14 protein-coding genes are annotated in these 16,194 nt (G+C 38.6%); 11 read left to right on the top strand and 3 right to left on the bottom strand.

Annotated elements, in window-relative coordinates; genetic code table 11:
- Positions 1–224 precede the first annotated feature (224 nt).
- The 7 genes from L0668_RS06685 to ruvX all read left to right on the top strand — a co-directional run bounded on the left by L0668_RS06685 (position 225) and on the right by ruvX (position 5,841).
- Entirely contained in the window at positions 225–551 is a 327-nt protein-coding gene (locus tag L0668_RS06685) for a DUF3718 domain-containing protein (RefSeq protein WP_235311320.1), read from the top strand.
- A gap of 332 nt (positions 552–883) precedes the next feature.
- Complete coding sequence (locus L0668_RS06680) at positions 884–1,591, top strand: LytR/AlgR family response regulator transcription factor (protein ID WP_235311319.1); 708 nt, start codon at positions 884–886, stop codon at positions 1,589–1,591.
- Positions 1,592–1,678: 87 nt separating this feature from the next.
- The gene (locus tag L0668_RS06675; RefSeq protein ID WP_235311318.1) at positions 1,679–2,818 is read left to right on the top strand and encodes a sensor histidine kinase; all 1,140 of its coding nucleotides are present in this window, start codon (positions 1,679–1,681) and stop codon (positions 2,816–2,818) included.
- Positions 2,818–3,648: a LytR/AlgR family response regulator transcription factor gene (locus tag L0668_RS06670; protein WP_235311317.1), complete on the top strand. Its 831-nt coding sequence runs from the start codon at positions 2,818–2,820 to the stop codon at positions 3,646–3,648. Before L0668_RS06675 ends, L0668_RS06670 begins: the two co-directional genes overlap by 1 nt.
- A gap of 164 nt (positions 3,649–3,812) precedes the next feature.
- Positions 3,813–4,790, top strand: a complete 978-nt coding sequence (gshB, locus tag L0668_RS06665) for a glutathione synthase (protein WP_235311316.1) — start codon at positions 3,813–3,815, stop codon at positions 4,788–4,790.
- 7 nt (positions 4,791–4,797) lie between these two features.
- On the top strand, positions 4,798–5,355 hold the full coding sequence (locus tag L0668_RS06660; protein ID WP_235311315.1) for a YqgE/AlgH family protein: 558 nt from the start codon (positions 4,798–4,800) through the stop codon (positions 5,353–5,355).
- A gap of 57 nt (positions 5,356–5,412) precedes the next feature.
- A complete protein-coding gene (gene ruvX, locus L0668_RS06655; protein ID WP_235311314.1) occupies positions 5,413–5,841 on the top strand; it encodes a Holliday junction resolvase RuvX in 429 nt (142 codons plus the stop codon).
- A gap of 165 nt (positions 5,842–6,006) precedes the next feature.
- Here ruvX and L0668_RS06650 read toward each other — a convergent pair whose 3' ends face one another.
- The gene (locus L0668_RS06650; protein WP_235311313.1) at positions 6,007–6,183 is read right to left on the bottom strand and encodes a DUF6435 family protein; all 177 of its coding nucleotides are present in this window, start codon (positions 6,181–6,183) and stop codon (positions 6,007–6,009) included.
- A 76-nt stretch (positions 6,184–6,259) separates the two neighbouring features.
- Positions 6,260–6,895: a peptidylprolyl isomerase gene (locus L0668_RS06645; protein ID WP_235311312.1), complete on the bottom strand. Its 636-nt coding sequence runs from the start codon at positions 6,893–6,895 to the stop codon at positions 6,260–6,262.
- 295 nt (positions 6,896–7,190) lie between these two features.
- Here L0668_RS06645 and L0668_RS06640 point away from each other — a divergent pair, with 295 nt between their 5' ends.
- Positions 7,191–7,985: a hypothetical protein gene (locus tag L0668_RS06640; protein ID WP_235311311.1), complete on the top strand. Its 795-nt coding sequence runs from the start codon at positions 7,191–7,193 to the stop codon at positions 7,983–7,985.
- A gap of 54 nt (positions 7,986–8,039) precedes the next feature.
- Here L0668_RS06640 and L0668_RS06635 read toward each other — a convergent pair whose 3' ends face one another.
- Positions 8,040–10,193 carry a hypothetical protein gene (locus L0668_RS06635; protein ID WP_235311310.1) on the bottom strand — a complete coding sequence of 718 codons (2,154 nt, stop codon included), beginning with the start codon at positions 10,191–10,193 and terminating at the stop codon, positions 8,040–8,042.
- A 308-nt stretch (positions 10,194–10,501) separates the two neighbouring features.
- Between L0668_RS06635 and L0668_RS06630 the strand changes: the two genes are divergently transcribed.
- The 3 genes from L0668_RS06630 to L0668_RS06620 are packed head-to-tail and all read left to right on the top strand — an operon-like array spanning position 10,502 to position 16,085.
- A complete protein-coding gene (locus tag L0668_RS06630) occupies positions 10,502–14,194 on the top strand; it encodes an ATP-binding protein (RefSeq protein ID WP_235311309.1) in 3,693 nt (1,230 codons plus the stop codon).
- Positions 14,191–14,811: a hypothetical protein gene (locus tag L0668_RS06625; RefSeq protein WP_235311308.1), complete on the top strand. Its 621-nt coding sequence runs from the start codon at positions 14,191–14,193 to the stop codon at positions 14,809–14,811. Before L0668_RS06630 ends, L0668_RS06625 begins: the two co-directional genes overlap by 4 nt.
- Positions 14,808–16,085: a hypothetical protein gene (locus L0668_RS06620; protein WP_235311307.1), complete on the top strand. Its 1,278-nt coding sequence runs from the start codon at positions 14,808–14,810 to the stop codon at positions 16,083–16,085. Before L0668_RS06625 ends, L0668_RS06620 begins: the two co-directional genes overlap by 4 nt.
- Positions 16,086–16,194 lie beyond the last annotated feature (109 nt).

Here is a 16,194-nt window from a genome sequence, read left to right as displayed (position 1 = left end):
TTTCTTTGTATTTTGAATGTCATTACTTAGCAGATGTAACAAAACCTTTCGTTTAACGATGAAAGCCTGCTAAAGGGCGATGACTTATCGCTTAAATAAGTGATTTGGTCGCTTGATCTTGTTTGCCCGTAACTAATCTATTTTGTACCTACTATTTTGCTGCTTGGCTCTACTCTAGTTTTGAAAGCGATAACTAATCGAACACAAAAACAAGGTGATATGTCATGAAGAAATTAACCCAAAAATTAATGATCGGTGTGGTAATGAGCACAAGTATTTTATTAACGGCCGGTGTCCAAGCAAAATATATTGATAAATATACAGAACAAAAATTAGTCAAGGTTTGTGAAGCAATAAAAAGTAACAGTCGAATTAAATTAGATAGCGCAATTAAAGACAGTGGTATTAGTGCTAAAGCCCTTGGGAAAGGGCTAGTCTGCAATGGTTACGACCCGGTGACATTTGCGATTGCTAGTGGTGCTAAAACCAATGCTAAGTTTTTAGCTAACAGAACGAGTCTTAATTACGAAGACTTGTTGGCTAAGTTATAAAAAAGTTTAATCAAAGTTTGGCCTAAAAAATTGTATTGAGACGTTTGTCCCGTCAAGTGAGCAGTTCGTCACAATAGACTTTAATGTGGTAAACAAGCTATTAAACTTAAAACGTCGGAGTAGTGACCCGATGAATACATATATTTTATATACATGTATTGTTTCCTGGATAAAAAGGGCTGAAGCTGCAAAGCTCAGCCCTTTTCTGTTGTTTTGTCCCGTCCTGAAATACGTTGACTCGTCTTATAGTCAGGCACTTTGTCTCAGAAAGGTTCGTTGTTGGTTTGGGGCGTTGTATATTTGAAGTTATCGAAGTTTAGGGAAAATAGTCAATGTTTCGTTGTATCGTAATTGAAGACGAAAAACTTGCACGAGAACGAATCGTAGATTTTGTGCAAGAGCAAGCTAATTGGAGAGTATTGGCTTGCACCGGTGAATATGCAGTGGCTCGCGAATTAATTTTAAAGCATCGTCCCGATGTTTGTTTTATGGATATCAATATTATTGGAGGTTGTGGTTTAGACTTAGTTGCAGAGTTAAATAAACAAGTCTCATGTTGCTGGGTGTTTACTACGGCTTATTCCGAACATGCACTGACAGCCTTTAACGTTGAAGCTTTAGACTATTTGTTAAAACCCTATGAAAACAGCCGTTTATTAAGTGTGTTACACAAAGTAGAAAAAGTTAAGAATAGCCAAAACCAAAGGAAAACACTGCTGGCGGTTAAGTCTGTAGGGGCAGTAGATTTTGTCAGTGTCGATGACATAGTTTGGATAAAAGGGTCGTCAAACTATGTAGAATTACATTGTGAAAACAAAATGTGTTTGCACAGAGAGACCTTATCGAATCTTGAAGCTTTGCTTGATCCAACTAAGTTCATTCGGGTACACCGTTCGGCTATGGTTAATGTGGCTAAAATCAGTTCTTTGTCTAGTGAATTAGGACGTTTTTCATTGTTGCATTTAACTAATGGTGACGAGGTAAAAATAGGTCAAGGACATAAAGCACAGCTATTTGAATTTTTAGGGTTAGAGGCATAATGATCATTTTCCCAAACATAACCTTAATGCGTGCTTGTCTTTCATTTAAAAAGACGGATACGAAAAGCCGGACATGAAAAAACTGATATGAAAAATACAGCCACTGAATTTATTGCCAACAAAAGTAAACCATCATTTTGGTGGTTTCATACTTTGGGCTGGACTGTGTATGTACTGATTTTTACCATAGATAATGTGTTTTTTTACCGTGATTATAACAAGTTAGGCTTGGATGTTTTATACCCCTTGTTGTTATCTGGCTTTTTTGCCGCATCACTTACTTTGCCACTTCGGTATGTTTATCAAAAATGTTGGAATTTAGAGCCTTTAAAATTAATTGTGGTTATTACCTTTGGGAGTTTACTGGTGTCTATGATTTGGACACCTTTAAAAGCTTTGTCTATGTGGTATTTCTACGAAAAGTTTGATGTTCTGGCGTTTTTTATGGGCCAAGTCCCAGAAACATTTAAGTGGTACACACTCTTTATGTCTATTAGTTATGCTTGTTTTATGATTTTAGTTTGGAGTAGTTTGTATTTTGGGATTAACTATCACTATCGTTTAGTCAGCGAAAAACAACAGCATATTGAAGCTGTTAAGTTATCCCACATTTCACAAATTAAAATGTTGCGTTATCAAATTAACCCACATTTTTTGTTCAATACACTTAATGCTGTGTCCACCTTAGTACTGCGCGGAAGTAAAGAAAAAGCCAATGGTATGTTGATTCGTTTGTCTACTTTTTTGCGCTTTTCTTTGGACAACGAACCCGATAAAAAAATTAGGCTGTATGAAGAATTAAAAGCCTTAATGTTATACCTAGAAATAGAAAAAATGCGCTTTGACGACAGGTTAACTGTTCAGTTTGAAGTGGAGCCTGAAGCAGAAAATTTATTAGTGCCCAGTTTGTTGTTACAACCATTAGTCGAAAATTCAATTAAATACGCCATTGCACAGATGTCTGAAGGCGGCTTAATTCAAATCAAAGCCAAATGTATTGAAGGGTATTTGCATATTGAAGTTAACGACAATGGCCCGAATAATAAAATTGAATATAAAGAAGATTTCAAAGAAACCCGACAAACCGCCTCTAGTCATACTGGTGTTGGGGTGAAAAATATTATTAACCGGCTATCAGTTTTGTATCCTAACAACCACAAATTCGACGTAACAAAAAGCGAGCAGGGTTATTTTGTAACTATTGTTTTGCCCAGAGAGCGAGCGTAATGAGCTATAAACACGGTCCGTTTAACGCCGTAGTAGTCGATGATGAACCTCTGGCCAGAGAGGGATTATTGTTACGTTTGGCCAATGACACGCGGTTTGTAGTGATTGCGGAGTGTGCGTCAGGGTATGAAGCGCTGGTGGTGATAACTGAACAACAGCCGGATATTGTATTTTTAGATATTGAAATGCCAGGCTCCACTGGATTAGAGCTTGCACAGACTCTTAACTCATCAGACATTTCGCTTCCCAAAATAGTTTTTGTTACCGCTTTTAAAGAGTTTGCATTAAACGCGTTTGAGTTCCAAGCCTTTGATTATTTGTTGAAACCTTTTTCAGATGAACGCTTAGGAACTTGTTTAGATAAACTTGTTGAGTCTTTTTGTATCCAAGATTTAGCTAAGCAACATCAAAAATTGAATGAATTATTAAACCGTAAAACTGGAAATTCTATTGATGGTTTTATACAAAACCTAGAAGTATCACAAGGTGCTTCCCTTGCGGAATTACAGCAAACTATCTCCATGAAAAGTGGCTCTCAATGGATCAGAATTAAGCTTGATAACATAGTGTGGATTGAAGCCGCTGGTGACTACATGTGTGTTCATACCCTAGATGGCACACACATTATTCGTAAAACCCTCAAACAATTAGAACAAGAATTAAATGCAGCGCTGTTCCCTCGGGTAAATCGCTCTGCCATTATTAATTTGAGTAAACTCAAAAGCCTAACGCCCAATTCAAATGGTGAATATGTGGCAGATCTTGAGTCTGGTGAACAAGTCAAAGTCAGTCGAAAATATAAATTCAAGCTAGATGAGTTATCTAAATAGATAGCCCCAAGGTAAGACTAGCCACCTCTAAAAATTTTTAACCTTGAATTTTGTAAGCAATATCTCCACATCTAGGTCTATCTCTGTACTAATTTTGTTTGCACTTTAATGTGTAGTATCTTTTAGTACAACTTAGCTAATTTTTACCCCCTTAAGGAATTAAATTGACCATTAAACTTGGCATAGTCATGGATCCAATCCAATCCATAAATATTAAAAAAGATACCAGTTTTGCTATGTTGCTAGATGCTCAGGCACGTGGCTATGAATTGTATTATATGGAAATGGCTGATTTGTACTTGCATAACGGCAAACCTATGGCCCGGATGCAAAGTTTAACTGTGCAATCAAACTCGGATGATTGGTTTACTCTTGAAAATGAAAGTCGTCAAAGTTTAGCTAACTTAGATGTGATCTTAATGCGTAAAGATCCGCCTGTAGATAATGAATTTATCTACGCTACCCATATGTTCGAACTTGCCGAGCAAGCCGGAACCTTAGTGGTAAATAAAGCACAAAGCCTGCGTGACTTTAACGAGAAGTTATTTACTTCTTGGTTTCCTGATTTAGTGGCTGACACTTTGGTAACAAGAGATGCTAAGTTAATTCGAGAATTTCACCAAACCCACAAAGATATCATTTGTAAGCCACTGGATGGTATGGGCGGTACGTCCATTTTTAGAGTGAAAGAAGATGGCAATAACTTAGGTGTCATCATTGAAACCTTGACTGAGTTAGGTTCGCGTTATGCCATGTTCCAACGCTTTTTACCTGAGATTAAAGATGGTGATAAACGTATTTTAATCGTCGATGGTCAAGTCGTGCCTTATGCCCTAGCTAGGTTGCCAACCAAGGGGGAAAACCGTGGTAACTTGGCTGCTGGTGGCACAGGAAGACCACAACCTTTATCAGCATCAGATTTGAAGATAGCTGAAACTATCGCGCCTTTACTTGTAGAAAAGGGCCTGATTTTTGTCGGTTTAGACGTGATTGGCGATCGAGTAACAGAGATAAATGTCACCAGTCCAACCTGTGTGCGTGAAATTGAAGCCGCTTATGATGTGAGTATCACAGGCATGTTGTTTGATGCCATCGAAAAGCGTTTGGCTAATAAAACCTTAGCTAAAGCAAAAGGAGAGTAAAGCTTAAATGCAAAGTCTACAAAACTACTTATTGATTGCTTCTCCTACTATGGAAGATCCATTTTTTTCTCGTAGTGTTGTGTATGTGTGTGAACACAACCAAGAAGGGACTATGGGCTTGGTAATTAACCAACCTGTAGGTATGAACCTTAAAGAGCTAGTTGCTCAAGCAGATGAAGAAGCTGAAGTACTCGATGATAAAGCTGAAGGAATTGTGTTAGCGGGTGGTCCAGTCAATCAAGATAGAGGATTTATATTACATTCAACTCAAGAAGGTTGGACTTCCAGTTTAGTCATGAATTCAGAGTTAATGATCACCACTTCGAAAGACATTCTGTCTACCTTGGGTAATGATGCCGGGCCAGACAAATCATTAGTCATATTGGGTTATTCTGGTTGGTCTGCTGGGCAGCTAGAAGAAGAAATTCAAGACAATGCATGGCTTATGGTTGAAGCAACCAATGAGTTATTATTTGACGTGCCAATCCATAAAAAGTGGGAATCGGCAGTGCATATGTTAGGCATTGATGTATGGCAACTTGGTCCAGATGTAGGTCATGCTTAATGGTGATTCTTTTTAAGAGCCAAGCATTTAAGAGAATAATTTTATGAGTGTTCTTTAATGAAAAGCCAAGGCCAACGTACCGTACTCGCATTTGATTTTGGTACCAAAAGTATTGGTGTGGCAGTGGGTCAGGAAATCACAGGAACAGCTTCACCATTAGATGCGCTAAAAGCGGTAGATGGTATTCCTAACTGGGATATTGTGGCTAAAGTATTTGCAGAATGGGCACCACAACTTGCCGTAGTGGGTTTACCGTTAAATATGGATGGTACCAATCAACAAGTGACGTTTGCGGCCAAAAAATTCGCTAATCGGCTTAATGCTAAATACAAAGTTCAAGTAGAAACCTGTGATGAGCGTTTAACCACAGTCGATGCTAAAGCCCGCTTATTTGAATTAGGTGGATATAAAAAATTAGACAAGCAAAAAGTGGATAGTGTCTCAGCCTGTTTGATTTTCGAAAGCTGGATAGAAGGGCAATACTAGAAATCGTTTTGAGTTATGAGCACAAGTTAGAAACTGCTTAACTACAGAAGCACAGGTCTTATCTTTACACAGACAACGGACTAGTTCAGATCAAGCCTAAGCTACTAAAATGAGCACTAAATACTTGACGTCTGTGTTGTCATTTTGCTCTGTGGTTCAAATCTTTTATTTTTTATCTAGCTCGAGTTGGTGTATTTCTTTCCACAATGTTTCGGCTTCGGCAGTCAACATTGAATAGGTTTTAATATCACCTTTACGCTGGGCCAACATAGCTTGGGTAGAGAGGGTGTCATATTTTTTTCGCAATTTCTTACTGGGATCTGATTTTAAAAATCCAAACATGTGTGAGCCTATTTAATTAATGAGTATATTCATACTCGTTCAATGGCTTTTAAGATCACTATTTTAGTTCTTTGATTCACTGTACCAGATCTATTTTTAAAATTTTTACAGGCTTAGCTAACATTTGGCCTTTTACGTAGTCATCTTCTACTTCTAGCGCATCTTTTATTTGATGAATTTTTTTAACTATATCCATGCCTTTTATTACTTTTCCAAAAGTCGCAAACCCCTGTCCATCTGGATTCCGAGTGCCGCCAAAATCTAAAGAAGGTTGCGCACCAACACAGATAAAAAACATAGAAGTAGCGGAATTAGGTTCCCCCCGTGCCATAGATAAAGTGCCATCTAAATGTTTAATGCCAGATTGTTTGGTGGTTTCTAGTGGGATTGGCGAATAGTCTTTAAACTCCGGATCAGCCCCACCTTGTATCACTTCAATTTTAGGCGCGCCATTGTCATTGTCTAATCTCACCACTCGGTAAAACCTGCCCGAATTAAAAGCACCGGCTTGAATGTACCGAATAAAGTTGTTCACAGTGATGGGTGCTTTGTCGGCATATAACTCAATTTGTATATAGCCTAAATTAGTTTGAATAATGGCTTGTTTAGCGCCTTTAAATGATTCTTTTGCATGGGCACAGCACGTAAATAAAGTAGCTACCAAAAGAGTCATTAAAACAAGGCGTTTTGAAATAGGTTGGTCATGAGTCATAAATTTACTCTAATGGTTTTTAGGTATAACGTGACGGAGTTTCTTAGTCTGAACTTTATCTTAATTAATATCAAATCGCTTTCTATGCTTTATGGTATATATCTTTACCGTTTTCCCTAAGTGAAATGAGTATCCATTCAAAGCTCCAAATTATTTGTTTGAATTTTGTACAAAAGTGCTAAAGTGTAAACTAAGTCAAATGGCCAAAGTTTTATTACTAGGCCCCCTTCAATAGAGAGACCAAACGGTCTGCAGTCCTAGTGAGTAAATCAAATAATATTTACAAGGAATCACTATGCCTAAATTTATTAAAATTCTTATTGCTAGTTGTTTGATTGTGTCATTTGTTACCGAAGCGAGGTTAATACGTGGCTTAGGCCGAGGTGGGATTACTGTGAGTTTTGGTACTCAAGACCTTTTGGTGCCAATATCTGAAATTAATGAGTTTGGTATGCTTAATTGGGATTATTACGATAATCCAGGAGCTGTTCCGTACGATAGCGTATATGTGCCACCTGGATACCCAATGGTAATGGCGGTGCCAAATTTTTGTTTTGTTGAATTGGTACCTGGACAACCATTTGACGATGAACCTTGTTATTGGCAGTTTTCGGAAGGTGACCAGCTTGAATTTATTGGTTCTACAGTAGTGCATTTTTCATTAGCGATACAAGATATTAGCTGGCAGATATTCGAGGCAGATGATAATCCATATGTAGATACACCACTTTTCGAGTTTAACAATAGTTTTTCTGCTATTGAAGATACTGGAGATAGAGCACAAAACCGAGAGTTATACATGAATGCTCCTATGCCAGCGGATTTAGCGCTTGGTGAGTATCAAATTCAAATTTCTGTTGTTCAAGCCGCACCGCTTGGTTATACATTCTATGGAGCTGATACTAGTTATACTGACGAAGCTTGTTTCGGTGATCCAGGTAATATTATTTGTTCACGTTTAGGCGGTGTTAGCGGTGATACTTTTATTCGAAGCGGCATAGAACGCTTTGTAGTGGTTACTGAGCCAAGCATTTTACTAATTTTCCTCACCTCATGCTTGATAATGATTAGAAGGACAAAACAAAAGTAATCTGTAGGGGTTATACGTATTGAGTTTTGTTTATGGGCTGGTTTTCTTATTGAGCTAATTTTGAAGTTGAAGTATGAATTCTTGCGCTTCCTGCTTTTCTTTTTCTAGCTCTTTTTCTAGTGTTTGGATAGCCAGTTTTCCTTTATCAGATTCAACTACCTCAACCAGCAATGGGTCACTCTTTGCCCATTGAAGTCGCCATCCATACTTTATAGAACTATTGAGTATGTTAGCCGATAATTCAATATTACCTTTTAAGGCCAGTATTCTAGCTCTTAGATAGTGATTAAACGCATTATTTCGACTTTCTGATTGAACTAATTCAGATAGGTCATGGCACTTTTCTACTAACTCTTCCGATTCTTCAAAACGTTTATCCTCTTTAAGAGCCCAAGCAATTTCGATAGCTGGACTACAATGAGGTAAGTTGTATAACTCGTTAGTTTTAAATAATTTTAACGAATCTACTAATTGTTGTTTCCCCTTTTTTTGATCGCCCACTAGCATGTGATACCAAGCAGACTCAAAGAGTAACCAAGGATCGTCTGGATAAGCTGCTAACTGATTATTAATGTGGGCGAACAGTTGGGAGTATTTTTTTTCGATTAGTAAAAATGTAGGTACATTTAGTGGGTCTCGGTTTACGTTCTTTGCTTCCTCAATAAACTCTAGAGAAGAGAGTACTTCAATATAACTTAATTGGAAGTTGATATTATTAGGAGACAGTTCAATGGCTTTTTTCCAATAGGGTAGACTAGCTGATAAATCTCCTATTAGATAAGAGTTGGACGCAAGTCCAGAATAGCCAAGTGGTGATTTGGGGAATTCGTTAATCAGGGAGTGAAATTGTTGAGATGATTCTTCAATCATTCCTTTTTCAGATAAATAAAATCCCCTGTTGTATTGGTTGGCTATTGAAATAGGATCCAGTAAAAACGCTATTTCGAGTGTGTCCCATGCCTCAGATAACCTTCCCATTCGGTCAAGTAAAGCAAACTTCCACATGTATGCTTTAGCTAAACTGGGGTTTAGATTTATTGCCTTGTTTAGTGAAGATAAAGCATCATCTGTTTGCTTGAGTAACATGGCTAAAATTAACCCTCGAACTGCGTAAGCTTCAGCTAAGTTTGGGTTTCTAATGAAGGCTTTTGCTAAGTTTTGCTCTGCTAGTTGAGCGGCTACTTTTCCATCTAATACGCCAAAGAAAGCGTCGTGGTCGAATCCCTCGGTACCTTTGGCTAACATTGTCACGGTATCCGCCAACGCCACGTAAGCTTGGGCGTATTCGGGATCCAGACCAATGGCTTGTTCAAATAATTTTCGAGCGGCTTTCATAGATTCGGTGGTTTGTTTGCGGTATTGCTCGCGACCTTTTAAATAAATCACGTAGGCATCTGTGCTATTGGTTGAAGCTGGATTGTTTAAGGTGCCTGATTCTAGATACGTATCTTGTAATAGGTTTACTGCTGAGCGGGCTATTTCGCTTTCAACCAAAAATATATCTTTAAATTTTCGAGCAAAACTTTCTGTCCATAATACTTTGCCGTCTTTAGCATTGATGAGCTCAGTGCGAACCGTGAGCTTATCGCCAATCTTTCTCACGCTACCGGTTAAAATCGTATCTACTTTTAAACGCCTAGCTATAGTGACGGGATCTAATCCTCTGTCATTTAAAATAGCGCTGGAACTAGAAGATGCGACTGTAAGCCCTTGGGTTTGGCCTAATAAACTAGTGATTTCTTCGGCTAAGCCTTGAGCCAAAAAAGCTTGGTCTTGATCTGGGCTGCTGTCTTTAAAAGGCAGAACGGCAATTGAAGTGGCTTGAATAGTTTGTTGTAAGCCTTCTTCTTGTTTTACAAATTCTGTTTTGAGTGTGGAAAAAAACTGATAAGCCAGACCACCAGAGCTAAGAGTGATAATCAACAATACAGCCCAATGGGTCTTACCAAAAGGTGTCATTTCTCCACTTGTTTTATCGGGTATGGCTTCTAAGCCCTGAAAGGTAAAATCAAAATACCAAGACAGGTACAACATGACTGGCATACCAGCAAATAAAACCACAGCAATAAAGGTACTAACTAAAGGAGAAAAATTAAACATAGGCGCCACTACCGCCACTATTTGCAAAATTAGCCACACAAATCCCAGGTAAGGGATAAATGTTTGTAGAACACGCCTACGTCTAATTTCTGCTAGTAGTTTTGACACGCTAATGTTTGCTCTTGGGTAGTTAAAAAAGTGAAATTACAACCTTTGCTCTTAATAAAGTCATGTGTATTAAGGCAACAGCAAACATCAGGTTATGTTTATGATACTAAGCAATTTTTTCTCAATGTTAAGTGTTTTCTTGCAAATTTACGCAGAATTACTTAGTTAGCCTAATTTAGCTCCCAGTTTACAGTTGGATAGTCACTTAAATGTTAATAATTAATGGCTTCTAGGTATTAAATCTTGAGTTTTCTCGGTAAAATTGTCGGCTGAAATTTCTATTTGTTTTGCCTAAATAAAGGATGTGTATGCCTGGGTTACACCGCATTATTCTCATTAATTGTCATCTTCCTGGTTTTGTTGAGCTGGACGTATCCGGACACAGTAATATCTGTGGTACTAACGCTTCGGGTAAAACCACTTTACAACGATTAATTCCGGTCTTTTACGGTGAGTTACCCAGTAAGGTAGTGCCTAAAACTCGTAAGAAGTTTGATGAGTTTTATTTACCCCATGCCAACAGTTATTTGATTTACGAATATGAGCGTGAAGAAGGCCAAATTTGCCAAGTGGTGTTAACTCGCAAAGGCAGTGATGGCGTGCAATATCGTTTAGTAGAAGCGGGCTATCACCAAGAACAATTATTAGTCGATACTGAACAGGGTAATGTACAGGCCATGTTACCTGAGCAGTGGATAAAACAACTTAAACATTTGGGTATTGATTATTCACCTAAAATTCAAGCTACCAGTGAATTTAGGAGCATTATTCAAAATGACGCCAGTGTAGGGCGCAGTAGTAATCGAGATAATACTAAGTTACGTCAATTGGCCAGCCGCTTTAGTTTAGTGTCGAGCCAACATAGAATTCGGCACATGGAAAAACTAGTGAGCGCGGTACATGCTAAAGAAGGCAAAATGGATACCTTGCGCACTATGCTTGCGGCAATTTTTGAAGAAGATGGTTTAGTTCAGCCAACTACTACGGTTAAAAATACCAAGGCGCGGGAGTGGATCACCCAAATGCGCCAAACTATGCGATTGCAGTCTATGCAAGCTGAATATCAACAAATTCAAGTACAAACTGATCAGCTTAATGTCATTGAAAACCAGTTACTGCAATTAAAACCCGTGTTGGAAAACGACCTGCAGTCTTTGGCTACTAAAAAGGCAGATACCCAAGCCAAACGTAATCAAGTTAAATGCCAGCAAGAAACTGAAAAACATAACTTTGAGATACAAGAGGGCACGCTTAACAGTAAAATTAGTGAAACTGCCGAAAATCTTAAAGCTAAATCTTCCCGTCTAGACCATATACAGAATCAATACGAAAACTACCAAGATTCAGATGTTGATCAACTGCAAAAAGATATGGAAGCCTTACCCTTAAAGCGAGAAGAGTACGAACAAAAACTAGAGCAATACAATTTACTGATTGAACAACATAAAGATTTACAAAGCCAACTAGAACAACAAAAGTTTAAATTGGCTGAGTCATTAGAACGTTTGTCGCGTAAAAACCAAGCCAAGGTCAAAACCATTAGTGCTGAAAAAGAGTCTATTCGGGTTATTCATCAAAGCAAAGAGTCTGAATTACGTGGTCAATTTGAATTACGTAAAGAGCAACAAGGTAGTGAGTTTGAAGGACAGTTATTAGAATTAGAACGCAGTATAGTGCGTCAAGAGCATCAAGCTAAACAGGCATCACCTACTGAACAAGAGTTAGAAAATAGCGCTCTTGCTGACAAACGTTTAGAACTTGCCCAAAGAGCTTGGCAACAAAGTTCTGCGGCCAAAAATCAAGGCGAGTCTCTATTTCAAACATTGCGTGCCAAACGAGATGAAGCCGATAAACAATTACATGCTGCTCGTCAAGCAAGCCGTTTAGCCAAAGACCAACTAAAACAATTACAAAAACAAATTTCGCCAGAACAAGACAGTTTGCGCCAATATTTGCGCGATCATAAACCTGGCTGGGAACAAAATATAGGCAAATTGTTAAACGAACCATTATTAGATCGAAAGGACTTGTCTCCCCATTTAGGCGCAAGCGCTGACAGTCAGAGTGTATTTGGCCTTGAGCTTGATTTAGCCATTATAGACGCGCCAGACTTTGCTCAAGATGAAACTGCTTTGGCTATTTCATTAGAGCAAGCTAATCGTCATGTGTTACATGCTGAAAAACATCAAAAACAAGCAGAGTCCGATTTAGACAATTGTCACCAAGAAGCTGAATTACAAAGAGAGTCTGTGGCAGAGCTTAACCGAGCATTTGAACAAGCAGAGCAAGAAGTGGCCTACGCCCAAAGTGCTAAACAGCGTATTAGCGACGAATTAAAAAGTACCTTAGACAAACGTCGCTCGCAGGCTAAACAGGCTTTACAAAAATACGTAGATGAAAAACAACAAGTTATAAGCCAAAAACAACAAGCCTTAGAAAACTTGAAATCAGATTTTGAAGAGCAGTTGTTAGAATTTAAGAATGGCTGGCAAGATGAATTAGCGGTTTTGGATGAACAAATTGACGAACTTGAACATCAAGTTGAGCATAAACGAGAACAAAATCGTGAACAGATCAAACAATTAGAATACGCTTTTAATCAAGAGTTGGCGAATAAAGATATAGATCCCAACACCTTAAAACAGCTTAAGCAACAAACAGAGTCTTTAAAAAACCAAATTCAGGCAACCACTGCCAGACGTGATGAATTAAATGAATACAAAACCTTTATGCAAACCGACTGGTTAAAACAACGCCCTGAATTGTTAGAGCAAGAAGCGGAGTTAAAGTCTTTAGCTCAACAGCTAGAACAACAACACACAAGTTTGCGCAGTCAGTATCAAACTAAACGTGCAGACTTGGCTAATGCTTTGTCTGAATTAGAAAAAAGTTTATCTGGTTTTGGCTCTTTGATCACAGAAATAGAGCCTATGGTTCGCCAACTGGCTTTATTGGTCTTTTCCTTTGAACCAGCACAAGACAACAACATAAATTTAGGTGATCAAGCGGAGCGCATTAATCGTTGTACTCAAGCTTTAGAAAGTCGTAGTCGTGGTGAGAAAAAACTTAAAGAAGCTTTAACAGAGTTCGAAGGTAACTTAGGTAAAGATGCCGGTAAAGACTTCTTGGATACTATGAACCAAGCTTTTAGTGTGTTGGATGAAGATGCCAATGTACGTGACAGGTTGCCCATTCTACAACGTCTTTTAAGCATTTTAGAGTCACGCCAGAGACAAATAGTGGAGCAGGGTGAAACTATAGGCGGCGATTTAAATAAGTTCTTTATTGTATTTAGTGACATTAATCGAAAGATTGCTCAGCAAAGTAAGCGCCTGACTGATGAAGTGTCAGATGATTTAAGCCTAGATGGCATTGCTCGCTCAGAGGTAAAAATACTCTCAACGGTAGATGAATTGAATTTTTGGACGCCACTAAAACGTTTCGCCGACCAATATGATAAATGGCAAAAATCTGAAGCATTTTTACCGAGTGAAAGTTACTTAGATACCTTGGCTGATGTAGTTGAAGTGTTGCCTAATAACGCGAGTTACAGTATTGAGTCTTTATTACGCCTTGAATTGCACTTAAATGAAGGCGGATCTGACTTGGTAATTAAAAATGACAGGCAGTTATTAGAGTCGTCTAGCCACGGTATGGCATATCTGATTTTATGTAAGTTTTTATTGGCCTTTACTCGTTTATTACGTAATCAAGCTCAAATTGATATTCATTGGCCTATTGATGAAATTGGTACTTTGGCTTATCACAATGTTGAAAAGTTATTTGTTGCTTGTGACGCCAATCATATTCATATTTTAGGGGCGTTTCCTAATCCTGAGTCGGATGTATTGATGTTATTCAAACACAGGTACTTGATTGATAAACAAAAACAAAGACTAGAAAAAATTGAGCCCAAATTAAGCCGAATAGCCGAACGTTTAAATAAAAATGCTGAGCAAAATAAAACCACAAGCTCTAAAAATCAGGAGGAAGTCGCATGATTGAACATGGACCGTTACTTGAACGTTTATTAGAAGGTGAGTTTATTTGCACAGTAACAGATGAGCATAGTTTTCATAAGTTACAAAGTGAATCGCTGGTGGAAGATTTGAACCACTTTTTACGTCCATTAAATCGACGTGTGGCAAAAAATGATGATGGCTCGGTGTATTTTTTAGCTTATTGTGAACTCAATCAGGATGCACGTCAGCAGTTAAGCCAACAATTTACCAATACGGTACAGTCTTTGTTACCTATGCTGGAATGGATGCAATTGGTACAAGAAGCGTTAGGCCGAGATGGTGCACTAACAGCAGGTGATACCATTAAACTTCAGGACTTTGAGTCTAAAGTGGTAGACAACCAATCCTTGTTACAACGTTTAGCCCATTTAGCCAGCGACAAGCATTTTAGGTCGACCAGTGAAAAGCCGGATATGCAAATTAAGCAGGTGTTTAAGTGTATTAAAGAGTTAGGTTATTTGTATCAACCTCATAAAGACCGCTTGTTTTATATTGTGACCGGTAAGATTGAGCAACTAATCGAATTAGTTAGATTTATCAAGGATGAAGAGAACTTACCCATTGATGATGTGCCAGAACAAGAGGCAATGTTTTGAGTCAATCACCTCCAAAAATCAAAAGCAGTGCTAAAAGTAATCCCTTATTTGACTTGGGAAAAGAGCGTTTAGAACTGATTGGTAAACACGCTGAGGCCTTGATGGCTGGCTATGTTGAGGGGCAAGTCAGTGAGTCTGCTTTTTCGCAACAGGCACTACAAAAGTTGATCGACGGGCGAGTCTTGTTTTATCCAGACGAACAACAGTCGTTAAGTTTGCGGCCAATCGTTAATGAGTTAATTGCCAGTTTGACTCAAGACGAACGCAAGCGTCAAATCAACTCTGATGTAGGTGAACATTTAGACCAAATTCAAACCCGTGTACAGTCGTTACAAGCTGCACGACAAAAAGGTGACTACGCAGCAAGCGAGCACCATATGCAGCTATTGACTGAACGAGTGCACGACATGACCGGTCAATTTGGTGATGCCATTGAAAGCCTTTGGCATCGCTTAAATACAGAGTTTGGTTTTGTCAGTAGCTTAGACGACAAAATATTAGAGATTGAATTAGCCCAACGTCAACTCAGGCGAATTTTAGATGGTTTTGGCATAATCAATTTTGATGACTTAATTCAACTTGCTGGCAGTGATGGTGGATTGCGCAAGTTGTTAGTTAGCCAGCTACAAGCCCGCATATCCGAGCACTCTGGCTCTTTGTTAGAAGTACAAAAACGTTTGGTATTATTGATGGCAAGGTTCCGCCAACAACAAGACCGAGCCTTATTGATTAACCGTATGAGTGCTTTTTTGCGTCAGCACCCAAATTTCCAAGTAGGGGATTATCCAAATCGCAGTCAAGTGCCCGCAGTGGTTAATCAGGCACACGGTATAAAAGCCCATGCATTTGTTGCCTTAGATAGAGCACAAGATAGTTATGCACTGGCTGAGCTAGCTAGAGCAGTGCCTAGAGAGCAAGAAGCAGACACAAACTCTGCACAACAAACCCAAGGATTTGATATCGCCGAACAGAGTATGGTGGCGACTCAACAAAAACAATTGGCTAAAGATGTTGAAGATTTCTTTATTCAAGTAATTGATAGTGACCAGCCAATTAGTGGAGTGGAATACTTAGCTGAAAACGAACTCACTTGGGATCCTGAGATTTGGTTATTCCAAATTGTGGCGGAATACGAAGGCCTTCCTCAACAAAGCAAACACAGCTTTTTATTAGAAAAAGAAAGCGCAGCCAAAAGCCCATTTAACCAATTGCATATTATCCAAGACGTAAAACTAGGTATGCGCTTTTTTGGCGGGTTTCAGGAAGTAGGCTAGGTGAGCAAAATTGAACAGGTTTGTTAAGTCATTTATTGCTACTTAGGGCTTTAATAATTTTTATTTCGAAACTTGTTTACTATATGCTTAGCGATAAATGCATCGTATC

The organism is Paraglaciecola algarum (assembly GCF_021532655.1).
In the GTDB taxonomy this organism is placed as follows: Bacteria; Pseudomonadota; Gammaproteobacteria; order Enterobacterales; family Alteromonadaceae; genus Paraglaciecola; species Paraglaciecola algarum.
The sequence above is the reverse complement of the archived record's forward strand: the minus strand, read 5'-3'. Positions and strand labels throughout refer to the sequence as shown.

Excerpts from the sequence above, each read along its gene's own strand:
- L0668_RS06625 (WP_235311308.1), top strand. The coding sequence starts at position 14,191 with ATGATTGAACATGGACCGTTACTTGAACGTTTATTAGAAGGTGAGTTT.
- L0668_RS06660 (WP_235311315.1), top strand. The coding sequence starts at position 4,798 with ATGCAAAGTCTACAAAACTACTTATTGATTGCTTCTCCTACTATGGAA.
- L0668_RS06630 (WP_235311309.1), top strand. The coding sequence starts at position 10,502 with ATGCCTGGGTTACACCGCATTATTCTCATTAATTGTCATCTTCCTGGT.
- ruvX (WP_235311314.1), top strand. The coding sequence starts at position 5,413 with ATGAAAAGCCAAGGCCAACGTACCGTACTCGCATTTGATTTTGGTACC.
- L0668_RS06680 (WP_235311319.1), top strand. The coding sequence starts at position 884 with ATGTTTCGTTGTATCGTAATTGAAGACGAAAAACTTGCACGAGAACGA.
- L0668_RS06640 (WP_235311311.1), top strand. The coding sequence starts at position 7,191 with ATGCCTAAATTTATTAAAATTCTTATTGCTAGTTGTTTGATTGTGTCA.
- L0668_RS06650 (WP_235311313.1), bottom strand. The coding sequence starts at position 6,183 with ATGTTTGGATTTTTAAAATCAGATCCCAGTAAGAAATTGCGAAAAAAA.
- L0668_RS06670 (WP_235311317.1), top strand. The coding sequence starts at position 2,818 with ATGAGCTATAAACACGGTCCGTTTAACGCCGTAGTAGTCGATGATGAA.
- L0668_RS06645 (WP_235311312.1), bottom strand. The coding sequence starts at position 6,895 with ATGACTCATGACCAACCTATTTCAAAACGCCTTGTTTTAATGACTCTT.
- L0668_RS06675 (WP_235311318.1), top strand. The coding sequence starts at position 1,679 with ATGAAAAATACAGCCACTGAATTTATTGCCAACAAAAGTAAACCATCA.
- L0668_RS06685 (WP_235311320.1), top strand. The coding sequence starts at position 225 with ATGAAGAAATTAACCCAAAAATTAATGATCGGTGTGGTAATGAGCACA.